The sequence below is a fragment of the Phyllobacterium zundukense genome (assembly GCF_002764115.1).
GTDB lineage: Bacteria > Pseudomonadota > Alphaproteobacteria > Rhizobiales > Rhizobiaceae > Phyllobacterium > Phyllobacterium zundukense.
In genome coordinates, this window is record NZ_CP017940.1 from 3,563,211 (window position 1) to 3,587,445 (window position 24,235).

Annotated in this window: 23 protein-coding genes; 7 read left to right on the top strand and 16 right to left on the bottom strand. The window is 57.4% G+C overall.

Annotation, left to right across the window (positions count from 1 at the left end):
* Positions 1-42 precede the first annotated feature (42 nt).
* Both BLM14_RS17825 and BLM14_RS17830 read right to left on the bottom strand, forming a co-directional pair.
* Complete coding sequence (locus BLM14_RS17825) at positions 43-1,935, bottom strand: bifunctional sugar phosphate isomerase/epimerase/4-hydroxyphenylpyruvate dioxygenase family protein (protein WP_100000613.1); 1,893 nt, start codon at positions 1,933-1,935, stop codon at positions 43-45.
* Positions 1,932-2,777, bottom strand: a complete 846-nt coding sequence (locus BLM14_RS17830) for a 3-oxoadipate:acetyl-CoA acetyltransferase (RefSeq protein ID WP_100000614.1) — start codon at positions 2,775-2,777, stop codon at positions 1,932-1,934. The genes BLM14_RS17825 and BLM14_RS17830 overlap by 4 nt, the downstream gene beginning before the upstream one ends.
* Before the next feature lie 231 nt (positions 2,778-3,008).
* Here BLM14_RS17830 and aroQ point away from each other — a divergent pair, with 231 nt between their 5' ends.
* From aroQ to BLM14_RS17845, 3 genes are read left to right on the top strand one after another with little or no spacing between them, the layout of a single operon-like run.
* Positions 3,009-3,464 carry a type II 3-dehydroquinate dehydratase gene (gene aroQ, locus BLM14_RS17835; RefSeq protein WP_100000615.1) on the top strand — a complete coding sequence of 152 codons (456 nt, stop codon included), beginning with the start codon at positions 3,009-3,011 and terminating at the stop codon, positions 3,462-3,464.
* Positions 3,461-4,351: a shikimate dehydrogenase gene (locus BLM14_RS17840; protein ID WP_100000616.1), complete on the top strand. Its 891-nt coding sequence runs from the start codon at positions 3,461-3,463 to the stop codon at positions 4,349-4,351. The genes aroQ and BLM14_RS17840 overlap by 4 nt, the downstream gene beginning before the upstream one ends.
* Positions 4,352-4,393: 42 nt before the next feature.
* The gene (locus tag BLM14_RS17845; protein WP_100000617.1) at positions 4,394-5,707 is read left to right on the top strand and encodes an MFS transporter; all 1,314 of its coding nucleotides are present in this window, start codon (positions 4,394-4,396) and stop codon (positions 5,705-5,707) included.
* Positions 5,708-5,742: 35 nt separating this feature from the next.
* Here BLM14_RS17845 and BLM14_RS17850 read toward each other — a convergent pair whose 3' ends face one another.
* The 3 genes from BLM14_RS17850 to BLM14_RS17860 all read right to left on the bottom strand — a co-directional run bounded on the left by BLM14_RS17850 (position 5,743) and on the right by BLM14_RS17860 (position 7,727).
* A complete protein-coding gene (locus BLM14_RS17850) occupies positions 5,743-6,408 on the bottom strand; it encodes a TetR/AcrR family transcriptional regulator (protein WP_100000618.1) in 666 nt (221 codons plus the stop codon).
* A gap of 83 nt (positions 6,409-6,491) precedes the next feature.
* Complete coding sequence (locus BLM14_RS17855; protein ID WP_100000619.1) at positions 6,492-6,926, bottom strand: DUF1810 domain-containing protein; 435 nt, start codon at positions 6,924-6,926, stop codon at positions 6,492-6,494.
* Positions 6,927-7,517: 591 nt separating this feature from the next.
* The gene (locus BLM14_RS17860; RefSeq protein WP_133123935.1) at positions 7,518-7,727 is read right to left on the bottom strand and encodes a hypothetical protein; all 210 of its coding nucleotides are present in this window, start codon (positions 7,725-7,727) and stop codon (positions 7,518-7,520) included.
* Here BLM14_RS17860 and BLM14_RS31115 point away from each other — a divergent pair.
* Complete coding sequence (locus BLM14_RS31115; protein ID WP_157929553.1) at positions 7,726-8,289, top strand: hypothetical protein; 564 nt, start codon at positions 7,726-7,728, stop codon at positions 8,287-8,289. The genes BLM14_RS17860 and BLM14_RS31115 overlap by 2 nt on opposite strands.
* An 803-nt stretch (positions 8,290-9,092) precedes the next feature.
* Positions 9,093-9,764, top strand: a complete 672-nt coding sequence (locus tag BLM14_RS17880) for a transglutaminase-like cysteine peptidase (protein ID WP_100000622.1) — start codon at positions 9,093-9,095, stop codon at positions 9,762-9,764.
* Here the strand turns inward: BLM14_RS17880 and BLM14_RS17885 are convergent.
* Positions 9,718-10,140 carry a DUF4864 domain-containing protein gene (locus BLM14_RS17885; RefSeq protein ID WP_100000623.1) on the bottom strand — a complete coding sequence of 141 codons (423 nt, stop codon included), beginning with the start codon at positions 10,138-10,140 and terminating at the stop codon, positions 9,718-9,720. The genes BLM14_RS17880 and BLM14_RS17885 overlap by 47 nt on opposite strands.
* Positions 10,141-10,399: 259 nt before the next feature.
* Here BLM14_RS17885 and BLM14_RS17890 point away from each other — a divergent pair, with 259 nt between their 5' ends.
* Positions 10,400-11,617 (top strand): MFS transporter, encoded by a 1,218-nt coding sequence (locus BLM14_RS17890; protein WP_100000624.1) that lies wholly within the window; start codon positions 10,400-10,402, stop codon positions 11,615-11,617.
* A 155-nt stretch (positions 11,618-11,772) separates the two neighbouring features.
* A complete protein-coding gene (locus BLM14_RS17895) occupies positions 11,773-12,027 on the top strand; it encodes a DUF982 domain-containing protein (protein ID WP_100000625.1) in 255 nt (84 codons plus the stop codon).
* A 41-nt stretch (positions 12,028-12,068) separates the two neighbouring features.
* Here the strand turns inward: BLM14_RS17895 and BLM14_RS17900 are convergent, their stop codons facing one another.
* The 10 genes from BLM14_RS17900 to BLM14_RS17945 all read right to left on the bottom strand — a co-directional run bounded on the left by BLM14_RS17900 (position 12,069) and on the right by BLM14_RS17945 (position 24,234).
* Positions 12,069-13,724, bottom strand: coding sequence for a GMC family oxidoreductase (locus BLM14_RS17900; protein ID WP_100000626.1), 1,656 nt, complete (start codon positions 13,722-13,724; stop codon positions 12,069-12,071).
* Positions 13,725-13,726: 2 nt separating this feature from the next.
* Positions 13,727-14,491, bottom strand: coding sequence for a 3-ketoacyl-ACP reductase (locus BLM14_RS17905; RefSeq protein WP_100000627.1), 765 nt, complete (start codon positions 14,489-14,491; stop codon positions 13,727-13,729).
* Positions 14,488-16,014 carry a GMC oxidoreductase gene (locus tag BLM14_RS17910; RefSeq protein WP_100000628.1) on the bottom strand — a complete coding sequence of 509 codons (1,527 nt, stop codon included), beginning with the start codon at positions 16,012-16,014 and terminating at the stop codon, positions 14,488-14,490. The genes BLM14_RS17905 and BLM14_RS17910 overlap by 4 nt, the downstream gene beginning before the upstream one ends.
* A 13-nt stretch (positions 16,015-16,027) precedes the next feature.
* Positions 16,028-17,146 (bottom strand): ABC transporter ATP-binding protein, encoded by a 1,119-nt coding sequence (locus BLM14_RS17915; protein ID WP_100000629.1) that lies wholly within the window; start codon positions 17,144-17,146, stop codon positions 16,028-16,030.
* Positions 17,147-17,150: 4 nt separating this feature from the next.
* A complete protein-coding gene (locus BLM14_RS17920; protein WP_100000630.1) occupies positions 17,151-18,032 on the bottom strand; it encodes a carbohydrate ABC transporter permease in 882 nt (293 codons plus the stop codon).
* Positions 18,029-18,907, bottom strand: coding sequence for a carbohydrate ABC transporter permease (locus BLM14_RS17925; protein ID WP_100000631.1), 879 nt, complete (start codon positions 18,905-18,907; stop codon positions 18,029-18,031). The genes BLM14_RS17920 and BLM14_RS17925 overlap by 4 nt, the downstream gene beginning before the upstream one ends.
* A 92-nt stretch (positions 18,908-18,999) precedes the next feature.
* On the bottom strand, positions 19,000-20,247 hold the full coding sequence (locus BLM14_RS17930) for an ABC transporter substrate-binding protein (RefSeq protein WP_100000632.1): 1,248 nt from the start codon (positions 20,245-20,247) through the stop codon (positions 19,000-19,002).
* A gap of 105 nt (positions 20,248-20,352) precedes the next feature.
* Complete coding sequence (locus BLM14_RS17935) at positions 20,353-21,861, bottom strand: aldehyde dehydrogenase family protein (protein ID WP_100000633.1); 1,509 nt, start codon at positions 21,859-21,861, stop codon at positions 20,353-20,355.
* Positions 21,861-22,640 (bottom strand): enoyl-CoA hydratase/isomerase family protein, encoded by a 780-nt coding sequence (locus tag BLM14_RS17940; RefSeq protein ID WP_100000634.1) that lies wholly within the window; start codon positions 22,638-22,640, stop codon positions 21,861-21,863. The genes BLM14_RS17935 and BLM14_RS17940 overlap by 1 nt, the downstream gene beginning before the upstream one ends.
* Positions 22,633-24,234, bottom strand: a complete 1,602-nt coding sequence (locus BLM14_RS17945; protein WP_100000635.1) for an acyl CoA:acetate/3-ketoacid CoA transferase — start codon at positions 24,232-24,234, stop codon at positions 22,633-22,635. The genes BLM14_RS17940 and BLM14_RS17945 overlap by 8 nt, the downstream gene beginning before the upstream one ends.
* Position 24,235 lies beyond the last annotated feature (1 nt).

Genomic DNA, 24,235 nt, shown 5'->3' on the forward strand with positions numbered 1-24,235 from the left:
CGCGTAAAGCGGCGGGCTTCAGTGACCTGATAGGATTGACCGCTAACGCTTTTTTGGCATTCCCTGCGGCCGCATGAAGCGTTTTTGCGCCGCTATGCGGAAGATGGCATTGGGGGCGCCGTAACCCTTGTAGCCCCTGCGTTGGACGATCTCGAAGAAGAACCCCTCGCCGTAGTTCGGGCTATAGAGTTGGAAATACTCGCCATTCTCATCGCGATCATAGAGAATATTGGCCTCCTTGAGCCTGTCGGCAAGATCAGGGTCAAGACCGAAGCGTGCTTCAACGTCATCGTAATAGTTCGGCGAAATCTGTAACGGCACAAAGCCGTTGGCTTTCAACACCTTGGCTGTCTCAAAGATATCGTCCGTCCTGAAGGCCAGGTGCTGGACACTCGATCCGAATTTCTCGGCAAGGAAATGACCGGCCAGGGTGCGCCGGTTCTCTGCACCGTTCATCGTGATGCGCAGCGAACCGGCCTCGTTTTCGACGACCTGGCTGCGCACGATGCCAGACGGATCGATGATATCAACCATCGGCGTCTTCCTCGCCTTGAGGATTGATGTGTAAAAGAGAAGCCAGGTCAGCATTTCATCGAAATTCATCGTCTGCGCCACATGGTCGAATTGCAGCAGTCCGGCATCCCGTGTCGTGGCATCGTCCTCGACGGGGTCGAATTCAATCTCCCAGATGTTCCTGAGCTCCGATTTGCCATCGACAAAATAGAGAACCCCCCCGCCCACACCGCGTATGGCGGGCATCGTGACCTCGGACGGTCCGACGCCCTGTTCGAAGGGTTCCGCCCCGAGTGCCCGGGCGCGTTCGACAGTCGCGCGGGCATCCGCCACATTGAGGCCGAGCGCGTAAGCCGACGTGCCATGGACCGCATAGGAAGAGTGGGCGAAACCTTCCCGTTCGGTGTTGATAACAAGATTGATGCCGCCCTGACTGTAACGGCTCACCTGTTTGGTCTTGTGGGTACCGGTTTTGCGGAAACCCAACGTATTCAGAAGCGAGGCAAGCTCTCTGGCTTCGTCCTCATTGGCCGCGAATTCAACGAATTCAACGCCGTTGACCTCGATAGGCCCCGGCATTGCCGGAACCGTCATTGCGACGTCCGGCTCACTTTGTTTCACCTGATCGCCGAGATAGATCAGCGAGCGGTGACCGTCTGTTGCAATCGGTTTTGGCGAACCGCCACGAAACTGGTCATTGAAGATCTCCAGCGATAGATAGCCATCGTAGCCCGTGGCAGCGACAGAGCGCATGAAATCGAGAACGGGTAGATCGCCCTCGCCCGGCATGTTCCGGTAGTGGCGACTCCAGTAGAGCAGATCCATGTCGATCAGCGGTGCGTCCGCCAGCTGGATGATGAAGATCTTTTCCTTGGGGATCGAGCGGATGGAATTGACGTCGATCTTTCGCGCAAGTGTATGGAAGCTGTCGAGAATCAGGCCGATACTGGGGTGATCGGCACGCCGGACGATTTCCCAGGCGTCACGATGGTCGTTGATATGCCGTCCCCAGGCGAGTGCCTGATAGCCAACGCGAAGACCCCGTTTGGCCGCGCGTTCACCGAGTTCATGGAAATCTGCTGCAGCGCGGTCAACACCGCCCAGCGCGATCGGGGAAACATTGGAGCAGACCAGAACGAGATCCGTGCCGAGGTCCTGCATCACATCGAATTTGCGTTCGGCCCGGTCAAAGGCGCGGGATCGCTGCGGCTCGGGCATGCCTTCAAAATCACGGAAGGGCTGGAAGAGCGTAATCTCCAGCCCATGATCACGGACCATCTTGCCCACATCGCGCGCGCTGCCGTCGAAGGCCAGAAAATCGTTCTCGAATATTTCGACGCCATTGAATCCGGCTCGGGCAATTGCATCCAGCTTTTCCGGAAGTTCCCCGCTGAGCGAAACCGTTGCTATCGACGTTTTCATGCCGCACCTGCCGGTGTTGTTGGGAGGGTCAGGATGGTGCGCGCCTCGTCACAGGTCGCAACTCGTCGTCCATGGCGTACGACTATCTCCGCCGCGATCTCGACCAGTTCTGCATTGCTTCGGGCCAGCCGCTCCTTGATCACGCGAATATTGTCCTCGAGGCCAGTGCGTACAGCATTCGCTCCCCGTAACAGAGCCCATTCCATCACCGGTGCCTGATGGCGGCCGATGCCAGCCGCAGTCCACGTTGCCTTAGGCAATATCCGCCGGAGTTCCCCGCGTAGAACGTCAAGAAGATGTTCGTCAGCAGGTAGGGCGTTCTCGACTCCCATGACGAACTGGATATGCGGATGGTCGTCCATTAATCCGGCCTCTACCAGTCGGCGCGCACCATGCAGATGCGACAGATCAAAGATTTCGATCTCCGGCCGGATCCCGTTCTCGCGCATCTTGGTTGCAAGGTCAGTGACGAGCGTTGTGTGGTTCTCGTAGACGATGGTCGGGAAGTTCACCGACCCTGTCGACAGCGAGGCCATATCGGGCTTGAGGTAAAGCGATGATCCGCGCTGACCGGGATCTCGGCCCCGGCCGCCTGTCGAGAACTGCACGATGATTCCAGGGCAATGGCTGACGATACCGGCTTGAACGGCTGCAAAGCGCTCGGGGTCTGACGAGGGGCTTTCGTCGTCATTGCGAACGTGAATGTGCACAAGCGATGCCCCGGCCTCATAGGCCTCGTGTGTCGATTCAATTTGCTCTGCCGGGCTGATCGGAACAGCCGGGTTGTCCCTCTTGCGTGGCACCGATCCGGTGATCGCGACTGCAATGACGACTGGGTTCATCCGGGCCTCTCCCCTGGCTGTGCTGGATACCATCGCAGAAGACCGTCCTGTGGTCACCTCAACGGGCAACTTTGCGACCTATTGACATGAACGTACCAGTTCGTACATTATGCGTCAATACAGGCGGCTGAGGAGCTACCGCCTTAGTCAACAGGAAGTGTCGGGAGGAGACATCCAAATGCATTGTGGCAGCACGGGGCTTTGCCTACCGCTGAACCGGAATTCAGCAGCATGTTGACCGCTCGCAAGATCCTCGTGCTCAATGGCCCCAATTTGAACCTGCTCGGAAAGCGCCAGCCGGAAATCTACGGTCATGAGACGCTTGGCGATGTAGAGGCGGAATGCCGGTCCATCGCTGCTGAACTTGGGTTTTCAGTGGATTTTCGACAGAGCAACGCCGAACACGAGTTGATCTCCTGGCTCCATGAGGCTCGCGAGACCGTTGCTGGCATTGTCATAAATCCCGCAGGTTACTCGCATACTTCCGTCGCGATCATGGACGCGCTTGCGGCATGTCCCTGCCCGATCATCGAAGTGCACATTTCCAATATCCATCGCCGCGAGGCATTCCGCCACCACAGCTACGTGTCGCATGTCGCAACGGGCGTGATCTGCGGCTGCGGCACGCAAGGTTATACGCTGGCACTGCGCCGCCTTTCTGTTCTACTCGAGAAGGTCACTCCATGATCCATCCGGAACGTTCCCGCTTTCTCCTCGGCCTCGTCGGTGCGGGAATCCAGGCATCGCGCACCCCACCGATGCATGAGCGCGAGGGCGACGAGCAGGGCTTTCGCCTGCTGTATCAGAGCATCGACCTTGAGCAGCTTGAAGTTGGCCCCGAGGCTCTTCCGGAACTGCTGATCGCCGCGGAGCGCATGGGTTTTACCGGGTTGAATGTCACGCACCCCTGCAAGCAGGCCATCATTCCCTGTCTCGACGAGCTTTCGCCAGATGCGGCGGCGCTCGGCGCAGTCAATACAGTCGGCCTGAGTAATGGCCGCCGCATCGGTCACAATACCGATTGGTGGGGGTTTTCGGAGAGCTTCAAGCGCGGCCTTCCTGGTGCCGGGCTGTCTTCCGTCGTGCAACTCGGTGCTGGTGGAGCTGGCGCGGCGGTAGCCCATGCGCTCATGACGCTGGGCGTTCGTGAACTCGTCCTGTCGGATAGGGATAAGCATCGGGCAGAAGGGGTGGCTGCGGCGCTCAATGAGCGTTTCGAGCGTTTCGGCGCCGGCTGCGTTCGTGTCTCGCAAGATCTCGCAACCGATATGGCGAAGGCCAACGGTCTGGTCCATTGCACCCCGACGGGAATGGAGAAATACCCCGGCTTGCCGCTGCCCGTCGAATTGCTCCACCAGAAATTGTGGGTCGCCGAGATCGTCTATTTTCCGCTTGAAACCGAGCTCCTTCGCACTGCGCGCCGCATTGGCTGCCGCACGCTTGATGGCGGTGGAATGGCGGTCTTTCAGGCCGTTGAAGCTTTCCGACTGTTTACGGGCGTAATACCCGATCACGAGCGCATGTTGCGCCACTTTGTTCAACTCGGTTCAGGCGCGAAGGACGCAGCCGCCTGATCCGGGGTCCATCATTGATGCCTTAACGAGGAGGAGACGTCCATGCATCAATCAGTAGGGGTGAAAGCACCCGGAAAAGCGGCGCTAGCGAGTTGGATCGGAAGCGCTGTCGAATATTATGATTTCTTTATCTACGGCACCGCCGCAGCTCTGATCTTTCCGAAGATTTTCTTCTCGGCAGCCAATCCGCAGGCGGCCGCCATCGCTTCATTCGCAACCTTTGGCGTCGCCTATATCGCACGCCCCTTCGGCGCGGTCATCCTTGGTCACGTCGGTGATAAATTCGGCCGGAAAAAGGTTCTGACCTTTACCCTGCTCTTGATGGGTTTCTCGACCTTCATCATCGGTTGCCTGCCGACCTATGATCATGTCGGCATTCTCGCACCAATTCTTCTGGTGATCGCACGTCTTCTGCAGGGTATTTCTGCGGCCGGCGAACAGGCCGGGGCCAATTCGATGACGCGGGAGCACGCACCGCCCAACCGCCGAGCGTTCTTTACCAGCTTTACGCTGAGTGGGACGCAGGCGGGACTCATCCTGGCAACTCTTGTCTTCATTCCCATTTCGAAACTGCCAGAGGCCGACCTGTTGTCGTGGGCCTGGCGCATTCCCTTCTTTCTCAGCCTTGTCGTGGTCATTGTCGGGTTCTGGGTGCGCCGCACCTCGCCGGAAACGCCGGTATTCCTCGAAGAAGCGAGGAAACACGAGAAAGCCAAGGTACCCTTGGTCACACTGTTCAGCAATTATTGGGCCGATGTGTTGCGTATCATTTTCGCCGCACTGATCTCGGTCGTCAGCACCATCTTCAGCGTGTTCACGCTTTCCTACGCGGTCAACACGATGCAGATTGACCGATCGACCATGCTGACGGTTCTTGTCCTCGCCAATATTGTCGCTCTTGGCGCAATCCCCCTGTGGGCTTCGCTCGCTGACCGCATCGGGCGCAAGCCGGTCTTCATTTTCGGTGCGCTCGGTTGCGCGGTCCTGATCTGGCCCTATATCTGGGCAATCAGCCAAGGCAATCTCACGCTGATCTTTGTCCTTGGTATTCTGCTATCGGGCGTGGTCTATAGTGCGTCGAATGGGGTCTGGCCCGCACTCTATGGTGAAATGTTCGATACGCGTGTCCGTCTCTCCGGGATGGCGATCGGGACGCAGATCGGCTTTGCCCTGGGCGGCTTCGCGCCGACAATCAGTGCGGCTCTTCTTGGCACAGGACCGAACGGCTGGGTTCCCGTCGCGGCGTTCACGTCGGTGACTGCGATCGTCGCTGCGATCTCCGCCGCGACCGCTTTCGAGACTTACCGAACGCCAATGCTTGAACTGGGCAAAAAACCGGTCAACATCGCGGCTTGACCTCCGGCATGGGCGGGAGAATGCATTCCCGCCCATTACTTCTTTTGGAGAAGAGCGATCACCGCGTCCGCAATCATCTGCTTGTGTTTCTGACGCCGTCCGGGTTCCGACAAATCGACACGGTGTATCGCGCCGAAGGTGTGGCGGTTCGCAACGCGGAAGAAGCAGAAGGCGCTGATCATCATGTGGACATCGACCGGCTCAAGGTCCGAACGAAACAGGCCCGAGGCGCGGCCGCGTTCCAGGATTGCTTCGATGATCTGGATAATCCGCAGATTGATTTCGCGGATGGACGACGCCTCGGCGAGATGCTTGCCCTGATTTATGTTTTCGATGGTGACGAGCCGAACAAAATCGGTATGACTGTCGTCATTCTCAAACGTCTGATCGATGACCCGGCGCAACGCCTCGACCGGGTCGAGCATATCAAGTTCCAGCGCGGACTCGATCGCCCGGATATCGGCATAGGCCTTTTCGAGAACGGCGAGATAAAGCCCGTCCTTGCCGCCGAAATAATAGTAGATCATGCGCTTTGACGTGCGCGTCCGCTCGGCAATGGCATCAACCCGGGCGCCACTGAGGCCATAAGCAGCAAATTCTTCGGTTGCCACCGCAAGTATGTCCGCCTTGGTCCGGTCCGGATCATTGGTCCGGCTCCGCTCATTTGATACACGTTTCCGGGAGGGCGTTGAAATTGACATGCTTGATTCTGTCCGCGTTATATTGATCCAATCCACATAATGGACGAACCCGTACGTTCAACGCAACAGCTGCAATCCACCGTTTAGGGTGAAATCAATGTGAGCGTCTTTTCGTCGGGCCGCCCTTCGCACCAGCGTTTCAATGCCTGGAAGAATGGGTCGTCTGCTCCCCCCACCGCCATCGTGAACAGCGTCATGCACGATCTGAACTTGATGTCATCGGGTGAGCCGAAGATAGATTGCAGCGAATGTGCCTCGATCTGCAAAACGGTATCTGTACACAGATAGAGCCTTGATCCGAGGAGTGGATGTGCGAGGTATGCACGCGCCTCGTCCAGTGAGGCAATGCCGTAGAACTCGGCTGTCGGCGAATGGCCGAGGCCACGCAATTGCGGGAAGACAAACCACATCCAATGGCTTTGTTTTCGGCCGCCTTGCAGTTCCTTCAGCGCGATCTCGAAGACGGGCGCCTGCGCGACAACGAAACGTTCAAGGTCGAAGAGATCTTTTTGCGGCATCAGTTCTCCCTTCCGGGGCGCTTACCCTACGAGAACGCGCTCTTTATAACAGGGACGGCCAGAACCTCAAATTGGTCAGCTACAGCGGAATTGATATTTGCGGCGGCGCGACCGCCAACGATTGGCCGGTTTTGTTCACCGCGAAGAGAGAGTAACCCGCTGCTTACTCATCCATGACTCCACACCACGCCATGTGCGCACAACGCATGTCAAACGGAATAGCATTGGCTGCTAGCTCCGCCTAAGAAATTATAGCGAGAAAGCGGTTATTGAAGCGGCTGTTACATCCGTGCAAACTTGGGATGCTGATTGACCCCAGCAGAGGCCCGGTGCCCATCGACCCCCAAGCCCGGCCGGGCCTCTCCCCCTCCCACCGGCTTATGATCACAAAATGGACTCGGACGACCGCACCCCACCCAAAACAGAATATGAACCGTACCTCACTCCGATGCGGCCCTATGTGGTTCTTTTTGTCGTGATAACTGTACTGGTGCTTTTTGCGGGCTGGTTGTTCAGCCGATAACCCCCAAATACCAAATGGAAACAGGCTTCGCCTTTGAAGCGAAGCCTGTTGTCGTTTTCGTGTGATGATTAGGCAACCAGCCTACTTGTTCTTGCCTCCTGGACCACCCTGGTTGCCGCCGCCCTGGTTGCCGCCACCCTGGTTGCCGCCACCCTGATTACCGCCACCCTGACCGCCGTTTCCGTCGCTTCCGTTGTTGGAGCCGTCAGCGTCGGTTCCATCCCCGTTATTGCTGTTGCCGGGGTTGGAGCTGTCATTACCATCTGGGTCGTTGCCATGGCCATTGTTTCCATTGCCACCGCCCTGGTTGCCGCCACCGCCCTGGTTGCCGCCACCGCCATGGTTGTCGCCACCGCCGTGATTGCCGCCGCCACCATGGTTGTCACCACCGCCATGGTTGTCACCACCGCCGTGATTGCCGCCGCCGCCGTGGTTGCCACCGCCGCCGTGATTGCCGCCACCGCCGTGGTTATCGCCGCCGCCATGATTGCCACCGCCGCCGTGATTGCCGCCACCGCCGTGGTTATCGCCGCCGCCATGATTGCCGCCGCCGCCGTGGTTGCCGCCGCCGCCATGGTTGCCGCCGCCGCCATGGTTGCCGCCGCCACCGTGATTGCCGCCGCCGCCATGGTTGCCGCCGCCACCGTGATTGCCACCGCCGCCGGGATTCTCACCACCGCCGGGATTTCCACCACCGCCGGGATTCTCACCACCGCCGGGATTCTCACCACCGCCGGGATTTCCACCACCGCCGGGATTGCTACCGCCACCGGGATTCTCACCACCGCCGGGATTTCCACCACCGCCGGGATTGCTACCGCCACCGCCGGGGTTGCTTGAGCCGCCGCCGGTGCTAGGATTTCCGGCAGCAGCGTTTCCACCCGAATTTCCATTTCTTGAGCGGCCTCCGTTGCGACCCGCCCTGCTCCCTTCATGGTCGCTATCTTTGCTAAACACCGTACTGATTGCCGCTGTGGTCAACGGCGGGCACATTTCGAGCTGTTTTTGCGTGAGGACTGATCTTTTGTTCAACGCGAAGCAGCATTGTGCAGCATTGTCTTCCGTCAGCTTCCGGCATTGGGCGACACTGGCAAACAATGTGCGTTTGGTTTGAGCGTAGGCCGGCTCGCTCTGAATTGTTGTTGCAACTAGACCCAAGGTAGAAATCGCCATGATGGCGAATAAACCACTGCGCCTTCCCCCAATTTTGTTGTTTGTTATTTTACGCATTTTACATTTCCCCAAGAGTTTACTTTATTAAGCAACTCACCACACTAGGAAAATGTTTTGTTTTTCACTTAGCCATTGATGGCTTTATTGCTTGTGAAATATGTAACGTCAATATTATTTACTTACTACTTAGCAATGGTGCTTATAATTGGTATAAAAAGATTGATGCAATATTCCTGGGTATACCCTATGATCTAAGTCGAGAGTAAGCGCCGGGGTAACGAGGCGCATTTTGTTCCAGTGGATACTTTCATACCCCTCAATAGTGACGGCAAACAAAAACCGCGTCGTCGAAGTCGTGAAAAGCCATGCCGTAACAGCATGTTAACAGTTGATTCATAAGTTCACTGTCTTGAACACGATTTTAACGAATTAAAGCGCAAGTTCGTCCTGCCATTTGTTGGAGAGCACGCATGATTCGCAAATATTCACTGCTAATTTTGACGACATTGTCCGTAGCAGCCACGGCACCGGGCTCAGCATTGGCGGCCGGCACTGAGATGCAGCTCAAGGGCAAGGGCTTTGGGCCACCAGCCTTTCGTTCGTTTTGCGGACGCTTGGCGAGCCTTTGCAACACGCACTCCGGTGCCAAGGTGGTGCAACTGACGGACGACAAAAGGAAGCAGCTACAATCCGTCAATATGGCGGTCAATTCGAGCATCAAGCAGCAAAGCGACATGCAGACGAATGGCGTCGAAGATCTCTGGACCATCCCGACCAAAGCCGGCGACTGTGAAGACTTTGCCATCCTGAAAAAGCGCGAGCTTATGAAGCGCGGCTGGCCGGCGGCATCACTTTTGCTCACGGTAGCGCGTCTGCCGTTCAGTAATGAGGGACATGTCGTGCTTACCGCCCGCACATCGGCTGGAGATCTTATTCTCGACAGCCGCAGCAATTCGGTCAAGGACTGGTCCAGCACCTCCTATCGCTACTATGCGCGACAATCACAGAATTCCTCCGGCTGGGACCGTATCGGCAAAGCCATTCCGGTCACCAACACCGCCAAGCTGAAGAATGCGGCTGCTCGCACAGCCAGCGTCAGATTGCCGGACCCGGGGCTGACTGAAGTATCTGCACTCCGTTGATCTTGTAGGCGCCGTCCGGTTGCCTTACCAGTTGATAGATAGCGGTCCAGTCCTTGCCGTCCGGGCCGGTAATCAACACTTCCTGGACCACCTGATCGCCGACCACCTTGTTGCGGCCAAAGGCAAAGTTGCCGGGCCTGTAAACTGGCTGATAAGCTCGCTTGACCATCTCGAAGAACAGATTCTGGTTGAGGAATTTGCCCTGTATCGCCGGTGACGCGAAGGAATAGGCGGTTGCTGCATCATCGTTGAGGAAAGCCGTGATCTGTTTCCTGATGATTGATTGCGCGGTGTCGACCGGTTCTTCGGCGCGTCCCAATCCCGCAAATATCAGCAATGCGCCTATTGCCAATCCATAAGAAAGAGCTCTGAACATACGTGTTCTCCTCGGGCACGACGTGCGTGGAGCAGGAAGCGCGCGAACAGATAGGGCACCGGTCTTTGCCGGCCGGACAAGGGCGCGCCGCGACTCGTTGCCGCTTTCCTCGCCCTGCGACATTGCTATTGCCGCAGACTGGTGAAAAACTATCGCCATATTCGCACTCTTGCAATGAGAGGCGCACCGGGTTCTCCCGATGTGAGCATCCAATCTCCATGACCAGTATACATCAAGGACCGAGCCCGGTAACACGATCATGACCGGCATTCTTCAAGCTGAAGACGCGGCGGAATCGCCCTATTGGCGGCAGAACCTGATCGTCTGCCTGCTTGGATCATTCACCACCATCGTCGCCATGACGCTGATCCTGCCCTTCCTGCCACTCTACATCGAGCAACTGGGCGTGAAAGAGCACGCAGCGATTGTGCAATGGTCAGGCGTTGCCTATGGCGCCACATTTTTGACCGCAGCACTTGTCGCGCCGCTCTGGGGCCGCCTCGCTGATCTTTATGGGCGGAAACTGATGCTAATCCGCGCCAGCCTCGGAATGGCTGTCGCGATGTCGCTCATGGGCATGGCGACTGACATCTGGCAACTCGTGTCCCTGCGCCTGCTGACAGGCCTGCTCGGCGGCTACGCATCCGGCTCCACGCTTCTCGTCGCGACCCAGACCCCGAAGGCGCGCACCGGCTGGGCGCTCGGAACGCTCTCTTCCGGTATCATGGCAGGCAATCTCGTTGGCCCGCTGATTGGTGGAGCATTGCCGCCCTTGATTGGCATTCGCCAAACCTTTTGGCTCGCGGGCGGCGTTATTTTCATGACATTTCTGGCAACAAGCTTTTTCATCAAGGAGGAGCGGCGTGCGCCGAAGACGAAGGCGGACAGGCAAGGGGGCGGATGGGCTTCCATTCCCGACAAGCGTCCGGTTATCGTCATGCTGCTTGCTGGTAAGCTGCTGATGCTCGCCAACATGTCGATCGAGCCGATTATCACCGTCTATGTCGCGCAGCTGGTCAGCGATCCAGCGCAGATTACGCTTGTCGCAGGAATCGTCATGTCCGCGGCAGCGCTTGGCAGCATCCTTTCGGCGTCACGCCTCGGCAAGCTTGCCGATCGCATCGGCCACTGGAACGTCATCGTCGCCGCACTTTCAATTTCAGCATTGTTGCTGATCCCGCAAGCCTTTGTGACGCAAGGCTGGCAGTTGATCGTCCTGCGTTTCCTGATGGGACTTTCGCTCGGCGGACTCCTTCCCTGCATTACCGCCGTCATCCGCCACAATGTTCCGGACAATGTCGCGGGGAATATTCTCGGCTATGCAACATCGTCCCAATATGTCGGACAGGTTGTCGGGCCGCTTGCCGGCGGCTTCGTCGGTGGACATTTCGGCATGCGGGCAGTGTTTCTCGGGACCTGCGTGCTGCTCGCCGGTGGCGCCGCCTATGGCTGGTTGGTACGCCCGCAAGATCGGTGATATCCTTTCGAAACACGGTGTGATTCGTAGCGACTGTAGTCGCGAATATTTCGCCAAATTGTCATGGAACCAGACTGACTCCCGACGCATTACTATGATCAGCTCAGCAGAGCAACCGAGCGAAGCTGAACTGTCCGACATTCATGGAGGAAGTAATGAACGACAAACGTTTTCCCATCCCGGTTATGGTTACTCTTGGAGCTGCCGGTCAACGAGCGGTCTCCAGCGTTTGGGAAGCGATAGAATGCCTGCGAACGTACTGGCCTTCCAAGAAAGGCCCAAGCTACCGACGAGCCCTGCAGGCTTGCCTCGATGCGCTCGATGGCTGGAAGCCCGCGCACAAGGCGCGTCATGCCTTTATCAGCGCCGCACGTGAAGCGGGTGTCTTTCTCGATACAAGATTGCATTAACAGGAACCGGGCGGCTGTTTTAGCCGCCCTTTTCCTTCCGATCAGCGGACATAGGCGCGTGCCCGCGGCCGCCTTTCATTCATTTCATGACTGAAGATCGCCGGTGGCAAGGGTGCCAGCTGACGAATGATATCCGCGCCCTTTTCGCCCATCATCACCGTCGGGGCATTCGTATTGCATGACGGGACACGCGGCATCACCGAGCTATCGCAAACACGCAAGCCCTCAAGCCCCCGAACTTTCAGCTCCAGGTCCACGACAGCCATGGCGTCCGTACCCATCTTGCATGTTCCAACTGGATGGTGGTCTGTCTTGGCATTTGCGCAGCCATAATCGAAGAGTTCTTCATCGGAATTGTACTTCGGTCCTGGCAGGCGCTCGGCCATGACGAAAGGCTTCAATGCCGCCTGACTCATGATCTCGCGGGCAATTTTCAAACCCTCTATCGACATTTTGCGGTCGTGCGGGTCGCTCCAGTAATTGGGATCGATCAGCGGCGCCGCGGCAGGATCATTCGACTGGAGACGGACCGTGCCGCGGGAGCGCGGGTGGAGATAGGCGGAATTCAGCGTTACGCCGGCATTTTTCAACCGTTCGACGCCAGCCTCGATGCCGGAGCCAAGCCCCAGATGAAACTGGATATCCGGCGAACGCGCTTCTGGATCGGCGTACCAGAAGCCGCCCGTTTCGAACAAGCTCGATGCCACAGGACCGGAACGGAATAGCACATATTGCAGGCCAGCCCACAAGGTCCGATGCAACTTGGCGACGCCATCGTAGGTGTGGTCGCCCGTGCATTCGCAAATGACGAACAAGTCGAGGTGATCCTGCATGTTTTCGCCGACCCCCGGCAGATCGTGCATAACCGGCACGCCGACACTTTTCAGATGATCGGCAGGACCGATGCCAGATTGCAGCAGAAGCTTTGGTGAGCCGATCGCTCCGGAACTCACCAGAACTTCGCGGTTCGCCCGAACAATCTCCCGCGAACTGCCGTTGATAATCTCTACCCCGGCGGCGCACTTGCCCTCCACGACGATTTTCGACACCTGCGCGCCCATGCGGACCGTCAGATTTTTCCGACCCCTGATCGGTGCGAGATAGGCCATCGACGCCGAAGAACGGCGGTGGTTGCGCTGGGTCAGCTGGTAAAAACCAACGCCCGCCTGCTGCTGGCCGTTGAAATCATGGTTGTAGGGAATTCCAAGTTCCTGCCCCGCTCTGATATAGGCGTCGCAGATCGGCAATGTGGCTGCAGGCATCGAAACGCCGAGAGGCCCGCCATAGGAATGATAGTCATCAGCGAAACGCTGATTGTCTTCGGCGCGTTTGAAATAGGGCAGGACATCGCGATAGCTCCACCCCGCACAACCTTCCTCTCGCGCCCACAAATCGTAATCGGTTGCATTTCCGCGCGTATAAAGCTGCGCATTGATGCTTGACCCGCCGCCGATCACCTTGGCTTGCGTATAGCGAAGAACGCGATTTTTCATATGTTTCTGCGGCAAGGTTGACCAGCCCCAGCTCGCCACGCCCTTGGTCATCTTGGCAAAGCCGGCTGGCATGTGGAACAGTGGATTCCAGTCGCCGCCGCCTGCCTCAAGCAAGAGGACCGAAACCGCTGGGTCTTCACTCAGACGGTTGGCAAGAACGCAGCCCGCGGGTCCAGCGCCAGTGATGATATAATCATACGTCATGTCTATAGCCTGCTGATTGAGAGAGCGCCGTCGGCATTGATGACGGAGCCCGTGGCAAAATTGAAATCACCGCTGGCGAGAGCTGCAACAATGCGGCCGAGATCGTCTGGTTCCCCCCAGCGCTTCATCGGCACAAGACCCTCAGCGATCAGCTTGTCATATTTTGCGGCGGCAGCCGACGTCATATCGGAGCGAATGATGCCAGGGCGCACATCGAAAACACTGATGCCCTGATCTGCCAATCGCAATGCCAGGCCTTGCGCGAAGGCAGCCAGCGCCGCTTTGGTCATGCAGTAATCGAGCCGCTCCGGCGAGGTCATTTCGGCGGATACTGACGTGACATTGATGATCGAGCGGGGTGCCGTTTCGTTCTTGTGCGTCAACATCGCTCGCAGCGCAGCTTGCGTGAAAAACACCGTGCCCCGCAGGTTGATAGAAAAGATAACATCATAGTTAGCTGGCTTAAGATCAAGAAAATCGCCGCGCACTTTAGAGCCTATACCGGCATTGTTTACGAGGCAATCAATCCGGCCGAAGGCATCCACGACTGCCTGGATGGTCTGTTCATGTCCTGTAAGGTCAGCAATATCCGCGGCCAGGAACAATACCTTTGCTCCCAGGGCTTCAAGTGTCCGGACGGCGGCGTCGCTTGCTTCATCGCGGACGATATCGGTAATCGCCAGGTCAAACCCCTTGGCGGCCAATGCTCTGGCGATACCAAGCCCGATGCCACGCCGGGCTCCTGTGACGAGGGCGACGGGCTTCATTGAGCAAGATCCTTTGACACAATGTGATCGGCTACTCGTAGTGCCTGCGCTGCGATAGTAAGTGCCGGATTGACGGCCGCGGACGTTGGCAGGAAAGCGGCATCGACGACGAACAGATTGGGGTGATCAAAGGCACGGCAATAGATATCGAGTGGTGCCTGCGCAGGATCAATCCCCATGCGGACCGTGCCGCATTGATGGGATGGTGTCTTGCGATCGAAAGCCTTGGAGAGAACCAGCGGAAATCCTGCCGCACGCAACACAGACTTGATCTGCGCCACCAGCTTCTGGTGTGCCGGCCAGTTGCTGCGAATCCATTGTAGAATGATTTTGTCGCCATCGACGCGAACGCGACTTTCCGGCTTTGGCACGTCTTCGCTAATCGCCAGGAAATCCACGGTGTGGGCGCAGAACCGATCAAGCACCCATTCCGGAACGAGCTTGAGGTCGGATTTCAGGACCGGTCCACTGATACGTCCGAGCAGTTGAACGTTGCCAAGCGGTGCACCGCCCTTTCCATCGGACAGGTAAAAGTCATTGAAGCCAAAGGTCTTCTGGTAGATGGAATCGTTCCTGAAGCGGTGATCGAAGCCGATAACCGCCGACAGGTTATGGTTCATGAAATTGCGCCCGACCTGATCGGAACGATTGGCAAGCCCGCCGGGATTGGCACCATTGGCCGAGCGCAGCAGCAAAACCGCAGACTGAACTGCGCCAGCGGAAAGAATGACAAGTTTCGGTTTTATAACAAAGCGTGTGCCGTCTTTCTCGTAATGCACCGCTGTAATGGTCTTGCCATCGGGCGCGGTTTCGAGCCGTGTAACGCGCGAATTGGTCTGGAGCTGGACATTCCTGTGTTTCAGCGCCGCTGCGAGCGCGGTGGTCTCGGCATCCATCTTGCCATTGAAGCTATTGGGATGCGCATCCCATGGCGTTTGGCCGTGCAGCAGCCACGTGTCGATGTCGACGCCCAGCGGCAAGGAGGAAGGGTGGACGCCGACGGCGTTCAGCCGCTTACGCAAAGCGCCAATGGGCGCTTCATCGGGAACAGCCGGAAACTCATATGGTGTCGAGTGGTGCGGTTCCGTTGGATCTTCGCCCAATGTCCCGCGAACCTGAAACAGCCTCTCCGCCTTGCCATACCACGGCTCAAGTTCCTCATAGGCAAAGGGCCACGCAGGAGACACACCCTCCAGATGCTGCATCTCCTCAAAATCCTCGGCGCGGTAGCGTGTCAACACCGCCCCGTAAAATTTCGAATTGCCGCCGACATTGTAATAATTGCCAGGATTGAAGGGTGCCCCAGTCTCGTCGTACCAGCTTTCCTTGGGGCGGAAGAAACCCTGCTGAAAGATTGCGCGCGGATCACGATTTTCGGGACGATCGGCCAGATGGTCGCCCGCCTCGAGGATAAGAATATCTGCTTCCGATGCCGCAAGCCCGGCGGCCATGGCAGAGCCCCCTATCCCCGAGCCAATGATGACGATATCTGCGGCTGTACGCGGTTGCAGGTTGGGGTTCATGATGGTCGATCGTTCAGGCGTCGATGCGCAATTGCGATTGCGTATCGAAGAACACGGCCTTGTCCAGATTGAAGGCAAGCTGCGTCTTCTGTCCCGCAACGATAGGTGCATCCGCACGCAGACGGGCAACGACTTCCTTGCCTCCCAGCTTGGTCACGGCAAAAGTGTCGGATCCCGCCGGTTCAACCACTTCGATCAGGCATTCGCCTTCCACAAGTGATCCCGCATTGCGGTCCGCGCCATCGGGATCGGTTAGGGCCTCGGGGCGAATGCCAAAAATCACGTCCTTGCCCGCATACCCGGCAAGCGCACTGTTGGTTTTCTTGATCGGCAAGCGCAGAGGCGTTGCGTCGGGCCGTTCGAGCACAACGTGCAGATCGGACGGACCGCTTTCAATCTTGGCTTTCAACAGGTTCATCGCGGGCGAGCCCATGAAATCAGCGACGAAGAGATTGGTCGGATTGTTATAAATCTCCGCAGGTGTGCCGAATTGCTGAAGCACACCATCCTTGAGCACCGCGATCTTGCTGGCCAGCGTCATCGCTTCAATCTGATCGTGCGTCACATAGACGATGGTCGTCTTCATACGTTGATGCAGGCGTTTGATTTCCGTTCGCATGTCGACGCGCAACTTGGCGTCGAGATTGGACAGCGGCTCGTCAAACAGGAACACCTGCGGGTTGCGCACAAGCGCGCGGCCCATGGCGACGCGCTGACGCTGGCCGCCGGAGAGCTGGCTCGGCTTGCGATCAAGCAGATGGCCGATCTGCAGCATGTCGGCGACCTGTTTGATCGCCTTGTCGCGCTCGGGTTTCGGAACACCGCGGATTTCCATGCCGAAGGCAATATTCCCGCCAACGGTCATGTTCGGGTAGAGCGCATAGGACTGGAACACCATGGCGATGTCGCGCTTGGAAGGATGCAGCCCACTGATCGACTTGCCCTTGATAGAGATATCACCGGAGGTGATCGGCTCCAGTCCGGCGATCGTGTTGAGCAAGGTGGACTTGCCGCAGCCGGAAGGCCCAACGAGTACAAGGAACCCGCCCTCGTCGATCTCGATGTTGATATCCTTGAGGATCGGCACGTTGCCGTAGGATTTATGCAGGTCTTTGATCTGGAGAAATGACATTGATTTATCCCTTCACGGCGCCGGACATGAGGCCGCGGACGAAATAGCGTCCGGAAACGATGTAGACGATGAGAGTTGGCAGCGCGGCCAGGATCGCGCCGGCGAAATGCACGTTGTATTCCTTCACCCCTGTTGACGAGTTGACGAGGTTGTTGAGCGCGACCGTCATGGGCGTACTCGAGAATCCCGAGAAGGAGGCACCGAACAGGAAGTCGTTCCAGATATTGGTAAATTGCCAGATGACTGAAACCACGATGATCGGCCCCGACGACGGTAAAAGGATGCGGCGGAATATCTGGAAGAAGCTCGCACCGTCGATCTGCGCCGCACGCACCAGCTCGGTAGGGAACGCCTCGTAGTAGTTGCGAAAATACAGGGTGGTGAAGCCGAGGCCGTAGATGACATGAACGAAGATCAGGCCCTGGATTGTGCCAGCCATGCCGAGCAATCCGAGCATGCGCGCCATGGGAATGAGCACGATCTGGAACGGTATGAAACAGCCGAGCAGCAGCATGCCGAACATCACGTTGGAGCCGCGGAATTTCCATTTGGTCAGCACGTAACCATTGAGAGCGCCGACGATGGTCGAAATGGCAACTGCCGGAACGACCATGATGATCGAATTGATGAAATAGGGCTTGAGGCCCGTCGGTTGCACACCGATCTGCGCGGTCGACCAAGCCGAGAGCCAAGGCTCGATGGTCCACTCATGTGGCGGTGAAAGCATGCCGCCCTGACGGATTTCATCCAGTGTTTTCAGCGAGTTCACCACCATCACATAGAGCGGCAGCAGATAGTAGAACGCGAACAGCAGCAGCGCGGTGTAGATCAGAACGCGGGTCAGCTTGCCGCTGGAAATCGCATTATCGGGACTTTGGCCACTCATTTGCTGCCTCCCCTTATTTCAGAATAGAGGTAGGGGATGATGATCGAGAAGATCATGATCAGCATGATGATGGCTGACGAAGCGCCGATGCCCATGGAATTGCGGGTAAAGGTATAGGAATACATGAAGGTCGCAGGCAATTCGGTAGCCTGGCCTGGTCCACCGCCGGTCAGCGCAATCACAAGGTCATAAGCCTTGATGGCAAGGTGCGCGAGGACAACAAAAGCCGAAAGGAAAACGGGCCGCATCAGCGGAATGATGATGCGACGATAGATCATCCCGGTCGAGGCGCCGTCGATCTGAGCCGCCTTGATGATTTCATTATCGACGCCGCGCAGGCCGGCCAGGAACATGGCCATGACGAAACCGGACGATTGCCATACGGCGGCAATGACGACCGTGTAAATCGCCATCTTCGAGTCCTTGATCCAATTGAAGGCGAAGCTCTCCCAACCCCATTGGTGCATGGTATTTTCAAGGCCGATGCCAGGATCAAGAAACCATTTCCATGCGACGCCGGTCACGATGAAGGAGAGCGCCATCGGATAGAGGTAGATCGGGCGCAAAAACCCTTCGATACGGATCTTCTGATCAAGCAGGATTGCAAGACCAAGACCGATAACTGTGCAGATAATAATATAGAGCGAGGCGAAAATACCGAGATTGGTGATTGCACGCCACCAGTGCGGCAATGCCCAGAGTTTGCGGTAATTTTCCAAACCGATAAAGCCGTAAGACGGGAGCATCTTACTGTCCGTGAAGGACAGGATGCCCGTATAGGCAATGAAGCCATAAACGAAAATCAGCACGATCAGAAAGCTCGGTCCCAATACCAGTTTGGGTATCAGGTCCTGTATGCGGCTGCGGGTATCCATAGCCTCACCCCTTCAAATATTTTCTTTTGGTTGCCGCGAAGCGTCGCAGAGAACCTGTCCGGGGCAATGTTGCCCCGGACAGAACATTGAACCTACTGCGCGGCAGCAACGGCGGAAACGAGTTCCTTGACTGCTTCGTCAGATGTCAAATCACCGTTGAACTCGCGAGTGACGACGTCATAGATCGCGTTCTTGACAGCTGCTGGATTGGCATGGCCATGAGCCATGGATCCATAGAGCGTGCCGGCCTTGTTGGCTTCGGCAAGGTCCTTGATGGCCTTCTTGCCGCAAGCATCGAAAGCCGTGTCCGGAACATCGGTGCGTGCCGGAGCGGAACCCTTCACGACATTGAAGGCCGACTGGAAGGTCGGGCTTTCGATGGCCGATGCCATAACCAGCTGCGGTGCGCGCTGTGCATCGCTGACCTTGAACATGGCGAACTGGTCAGAGTTGAACGTGACGGAGCCCTGGGTGCCCGGGAAGCGCATGCAGACGAAGTCCTTGCCTGGCTCCTTCTTGGCCTTGACGAATTCGCCCTTGGCCCAGTCGCCCATGAACTGCAGACCCGCCTTGTTCTCGATGACCATCGCGGAGGCAAGATTCCAGTCACGACCGGAGAAATTGTCGTCCACATAGCCACGCAGCTTTGTCATGCGATCGAAGGCTTCCTTCATCTTGTCGCTGCCCAAAGCCTTGGGATCGAGATCGATGAAAGCCGCCTTGTAGAAGTCATTGCCGAGAGACAGGACGACAGCGTCGAAAATCGTCGCATCCTGCCAGGGCTGGCCACCATGGGCAATCGGCGTGATGCCCTGCGCCTTGAAGTTGTCGAGAAGAGCGATCAGCTCGTCCCAGTTCGCAGGTTCCTTGCCGCCAGCCTTGTCGAGGGCCGCCTTGTTGATCCAGATCCAGTTGGTCGAGTGAACATTGACCGGAGCTGCGATCCAGTGACCGTCATATTTGGAGAAGCCCTGAAGGGCCGTCGGGATCACAGCATCCCATCCTTCTTTTGACGCAATGTCATCGAGATTGCCGAGGGCGCCCTGCTTCGCCCAATCGAGAATGTCGAAACCAAGCATCTGTACAGCCGTCGGCGGATTGCCGGCGGTTACACGAGCACGAAGAACGGTCATTGCTTCCGTACCGCCACCACCGGATACCGGCATGTCGGACCAGGTTATACCCTTGGTTTCCAGATCCTTCTTCAGCACTTCGAGCGCCGTCGCTTCACCGCCGGACGTCCACCAATGCAGGACTTCGACGTTTTCGGCTGCGCGAGCCATTGTTGCCGTACTGAGCAGCATTGCAGCTGCTGCAACTGTATTCATCCACTTTTTCATTTCAGGCCTCCCACGTGAAAAAAGAGAAAAATTTGACAAATCCGACCGAAGTTTCCCCAAGTCCGGAGCATTCTTACAATATGCAGAATGGCTATTACAATCGATTTAATTCCCTGACCATACTACTTTCCTCCTACCTATATGCATGTTCAAGGTCTTGGTCTCGGTATAGTCCTCCACTGCATGCCTGCCGAGCTCCCGGCCCAGTCCGGACTGCTTGTATCCGCCGAATGGCAACTCCGACGCGCCGTCCATGAATGTATTCATCCACACCGTTCCGGCACGCACCCGCCTGCCGATCTTCAGGCATGTGTCGAAGTCGCGGCTCCACACACCGGCAGACAAGCCATAGTCAATGGAATTGGCAATCCGGACGGCGTCTTCCAAGGTTTCGAATGTTAGCACAGACAGCACAGGTCCGAATACTTCTTCCCGCGCCACAGCCATTTCCGGCTGAACGGCAGAAAGGATTGTTGGCGACATGAACTGCCCCATCCCGAGATCAAGCGCCGAACCGCCATGGCTGAGATTGGCGCCAGCTGAAGCGGCGTTGCGCACATAGGTATCGATCTTGGCAAGATGTTCTGGCGTAATGATCGCGCCGACCTTGGTTTGCGGATCCAGAGGATCGCCGACCTTGACCTTGGCGGACAGCGCCGCAACACGCTGGACGACCTCGTCTGCGATATCGCGGTGGACGATCAAGCGCGATCCAGCATTGCAGCATTCGCCGGCATTGAAATAAGCCCCAAACACAGCGGCATCAATGAAATCATCAAGCTCCGCATCAGGAAATACAATCTGCGGGTTTTTGCCGCCGAGTTCGAGCGATACCTTTTTCAGGGTCTGCGCGGCATTGGCCATGGTGAGCTTGCCGACCAGCGTCGAACCGGTGAACGATATCATATCGACATCAGGGTGTGTCGTCATCGGTGCACCGACTTCGGCGCCGGTACCGACGATAATATTAACTACACCGGCTGGAACGCCAGTTTCCATCAGGATTTCACCAAGCAACAGTGTCGAGCCGGATGTAAGTTCCGACGGTTTGACGACGGCCGTACAGCCGGCTGCCAGCGCAAAGGGTAATTTCTGGCTTACGATTAGGAAGGGGAAATTCCACGGTGTGATGATCGAGACGACACCGATCGCCTCGCGCAGCACAACACCCAATGTTCCTTCACCAAGCGTGTTATAGCTTTCACCGTGCAGGTCGCGCCCGAGAGCTGCGGCATACCGCCAGATATCGACAGCACCGCCAAGTTCAGCTTTCGCCTGCGAAATCGGCTTGCCGGACTCGATGCAGTCGAGATAGGCGAGTTCATCGGACCGCACCGCAATCAGATCTGCTGCCTTCAAAATGATGTTTGATCTTTCGGCACCGGTCATATGCGACCAGGGACCGTTGTCGAAAGCATTCCGCGCCGCAGCGATTGCCCGCTCGGCATCGACCCTGGTTCCCGCTTGATAGCGCGAAACGACAACGCCATGTCCGGGGCTCTTGCGCTCGATCACGCCGCCTTCCGCGCCATTGGTCCACCTGCCGTCGATCAGCATCTGGAATTCACGCACCTTCAAATTGTCGAGTGCCTTCGGGCGCACCAGAACTGTCATTACCACTCTCCCTTGAACACGGGCTCACGCTTTTCGGCAAAGGCCGAAACACCTTCTTTCAGGTCCGCTGTTTTTGCGACGAGGATCGAGCCCAGGGCCTCGATCGCCGTTCCATTGTCTTCGCCATTGGCCGAGGCGATCATCAGTTTCGCCACTTCAACGGCTGCCGGGCCACGCTTGGCGATCCGCTCAGCGTAGGCCTGCGCCGCGGCAACCGCGGCACCCGTTTCGACAACATGATCGACCAAACCAAGAGCTTGCCCCTCATTCGCACTGAAGATTTCGCCGCCCAAAGCCATGCGGCGTACAACCTGCGCGCCAAACCGGCGGACAAGACGTTGCGTACCGGACCAGCCAGGCACCATGCCAAGACCAGTCTCCGGCAAGCCAAGCTTGATCTGGGTTTCCGCAATTCTGATATCGGCGGCCGCAGCAAGCTCCAGCCCACCGCCAAGTGCATGGCCATTGAGCGCTGCAATGAGGGGGACTCTCAATGTAGCCAAACGCTCAAACACACGATGGCCAAAGCGGACCCAGGCATGGCCAAATTCATTCGGCGTCATCGCCGCCCAGGCATTGATGTCGCCGCCCGCGGAAAAAGCCTTGCCCGCGCCGGTCAGGATCGCAACACGTATCTCCCCGTTGGCTTCGACAGCATCGCAGGCAGCGCTTAATTCCTTCAACATGTCGAGGTCGAAAGCGTTGAGCTTCTCCGGCCGCGACACGGTGATCGTGGCGATGGGGCCGACGAAGGTCACTTCGATGCGCGGGTCAGCCATGGAGCGTCCTCTGCGGTTTCTGTGGCAATTTCAAACCAAAAGGCTGCGGCGCAAACAGGTGAGCGTCCATCAGCTTCAGATCGCGGGCAACGACCAGCGGGAATTCCGATTGATCGAGAATGTGCGTTTGCAAATCAACGCCCGGCGCAATTTCAGTCAGCACAAGACCCTCGGGGCGCAGGACCATGACGCAGCGCTCGGTAACATAGGTGATGTCCTGACCCTGCTCGATGGCGCGGCGGCCGGAGAAAGTGACATGCTCGACCTCATTGACCAGCTTCTTCAGCTTGCCTTCCTTCTCGATCACCAGCTTTCCACCTTCGACATGGACTTTGGCCCCGGCATTGAACATGCCTGAAAAGACGATCTTGCGGGCTCGCGCGGTAATGTCGACGAAACCACCGGCCCCGGCCGTCACATGCGGACGGAAACTCAGCTTCGACACGTTGACGGAGCCAGTCCTGTCGATCTCGAGGAAGGACAGGAGCGAGGCATCGAAGCCCGCACCCTGGAAATAAGTGAACTGGTGCGGTGACGGTACAAAGGCTTCGGCATTGGAAGCGCAGCCAAAGGCAAAGTCCAGCAGCGGGATCCCGCCGACAGGACCCTGTTCGATCACCCAGGTGACCGCGCCGTGCAGCCCCTCTTCGAGAAGAATGCGCGGCACATTGGCCGAGATGCCGAAACCGAGATTGACGGCACTTGCCGCCTCGAGTTCCATGGCGACACGGCGCGCGATGACTTTCTGGATATTGAAATCTGGCAGGGCAAAATCTTCCAATGGATGGAAAATTTCACCGGAAATGGCAGGGTCATAGACAGTTTGCGTCGTCTGTTTCTGGTCAGGATCGACAACGACATAGTCGACAAGAATTCCCGGAACGCGCACATCATGCGGCTTCATCGAGCCGCTCTTGGTGATGCGCTTGACCTGCGCAATAACGATCCCGCCATTGTTGCGCACCGCGAGCGCCTGATCGAAGCCGCCAAGGTAGGCGCCTTCATGCTCATAGGTGAGGTTACCACGCTCGTCGGCCGTGGTGGCGCGAATGATGGCAACCTGAGGTATGATGGGCTTGAAGAACAGCCATTCCTCACCCTCGAATTCGATCTTGCGAACAACCGGCTCTTTGGCCGCCGAAGCGTTCATGGCGCAACCCTGCCGGTCCGGATCGACAAAAGTGTCAAGCCCGACCTTGGTCAGCACGCCCGGGCGCTTCGCGGCCGCCTCGCGGTGCATGTCGAAGAGAATACCGGACGGAATATTGTAGGCAACAACCTCATCATTGCCGATCATCTGCCAGATCAATGGCGGCTCGGCAGTGGAGGGACCGGACGGGTAGGAGCCGCCGATAATTTTCTTGAGAAGCCCCTTCTTGGCGATGTAATCGACGCCCTTGATCCCGCTCATATCCCCGGCAGCAATAGGGTGCAATGTGGTCAGATCGCGCGGATGACCGGTCGCGTCGAACCGCGCGCCAATCGCCTTCAGCATCAGATCCGGACAGCCAAGACCGCTCGATGAAGACACCGATATGGTGGCTTCGTCAGGGATGAGGTTCGCGGCCTCTTCGGGGGTTAGTTGCTTGTTCATG

What these genes read in the sequence shown, in the direction of transcription:
- BLM14_RS17845 (WP_100000617.1), top strand. Translation starts at nt 4,394, where the DNA reads ATGCATCAATCAGTAGGGGTGAAAGCACCCGGAAAAGCGGCGCTAGCG.
- BLM14_RS17890 (WP_100000624.1), top strand. Translation starts at nt 10,400, where the DNA reads ATGACCGGCATTCTTCAAGCTGAAGACGCGGCGGAATCGCCCTATTGG.
- BLM14_RS31115 (WP_157929553.1), top strand. Translation starts at nt 7,726, where the DNA reads ATGGCCATTGTTTCCATTGCCACCGCCCTGGTTGCCGCCACCGCCCTG.
- BLM14_RS17945 (WP_100000635.1), bottom strand. Translation starts at nt 24,234, where the DNA reads ATGAACAAGCAACTAACCCCCGAAGAGGCCGCGAACCTCATCCCTGAC.
- BLM14_RS17840 (WP_100000616.1), top strand. Translation starts at nt 3,461, where the DNA reads ATGATCCATCCGGAACGTTCCCGCTTTCTCCTCGGCCTCGTCGGTGCG.
- BLM14_RS17885 (WP_100000623.1), bottom strand. Translation starts at nt 10,140, where the DNA reads ATGTTCAGAGCTCTTTCTTATGGATTGGCAATAGGCGCATTGCTGATA.
- BLM14_RS17900 (WP_100000626.1), bottom strand. Translation starts at nt 13,724, where the DNA reads ATGACGTATGATTATATCATCACTGGCGCTGGACCCGCGGGCTGCGTT.
- BLM14_RS17925 (WP_100000631.1), bottom strand. Translation starts at nt 18,907, where the DNA reads ATGGATACCCGCAGCCGCATACAGGACCTGATACCCAAACTGGTATTG.
- BLM14_RS17910 (WP_100000628.1), bottom strand. Translation starts at nt 16,014, where the DNA reads ATGAACCCCAACCTGCAACCGCGTACAGCCGCAGATATCGTCATCATT.
- BLM14_RS17895 (WP_100000625.1), top strand. Translation starts at nt 11,773, where the DNA reads ATGAACGACAAACGTTTTCCCATCCCGGTTATGGTTACTCTTGGAGCT.
- BLM14_RS17860 (WP_133123935.1), bottom strand. Translation starts at nt 7,727, where the DNA reads ATGGCAACGACCCAGATGGTAATGACAGCTCCAACCCCGGCAACAGCA.
- BLM14_RS17850 (WP_100000618.1), bottom strand. Translation starts at nt 6,408, where the DNA reads ATGTCAATTTCAACGCCCTCCCGGAAACGTGTATCAAATGAGCGGAGC.
- BLM14_RS17905 (WP_100000627.1), bottom strand. Translation starts at nt 14,491, where the DNA reads ATGAAGCCCGTCGCCCTCGTCACAGGAGCCCGGCGTGGCATCGGGCTT.
- aroQ (WP_100000615.1), top strand. Translation starts at nt 3,009, where the DNA reads ATGTTGACCGCTCGCAAGATCCTCGTGCTCAATGGCCCCAATTTGAAC.
- BLM14_RS17920 (WP_100000630.1), bottom strand. Translation starts at nt 18,032, where the DNA reads ATGAGTGGCCAAAGTCCCGATAATGCGATTTCCAGCGGCAAGCTGACC.
- BLM14_RS17940 (WP_100000634.1), bottom strand. Translation starts at nt 22,640, where the DNA reads ATGGCTGACCCGCGCATCGAAGTGACCTTCGTCGGCCCCATCGCCACG.
- BLM14_RS17915 (WP_100000629.1), bottom strand. Translation starts at nt 17,146, where the DNA reads ATGTCATTTCTCCAGATCAAAGACCTGCATAAATCCTACGGCAACGTG.
- BLM14_RS17830 (WP_100000614.1), bottom strand. Translation starts at nt 2,777, where the DNA reads ATGAACCCAGTCGTCATTGCAGTCGCGATCACCGGATCGGTGCCACGC.
- BLM14_RS17880 (WP_100000622.1), top strand. Translation starts at nt 9,093, where the DNA reads ATGATTCGCAAATATTCACTGCTAATTTTGACGACATTGTCCGTAGCA.
- BLM14_RS17930 (WP_100000632.1), bottom strand. Translation starts at nt 20,247, where the DNA reads ATGAAAAAGTGGATGAATACAGTTGCAGCAGCTGCAATGCTGCTCAGT.
- BLM14_RS17855 (WP_100000619.1), bottom strand. Translation starts at nt 6,926, where the DNA reads ATGCCGCAAAAAGATCTCTTCGACCTTGAACGTTTCGTTGTCGCGCAG.
- BLM14_RS17935 (WP_100000633.1), bottom strand. Translation starts at nt 21,861, where the DNA reads ATGACAGTTCTGGTGCGCCCGAAGGCACTCGACAATTTGAAGGTGCGT.
- BLM14_RS17825 (WP_100000613.1), bottom strand. Translation starts at nt 1,935, where the DNA reads ATGAAAACGTCGATAGCAACGGTTTCGCTCAGCGGGGAACTTCCGGAA.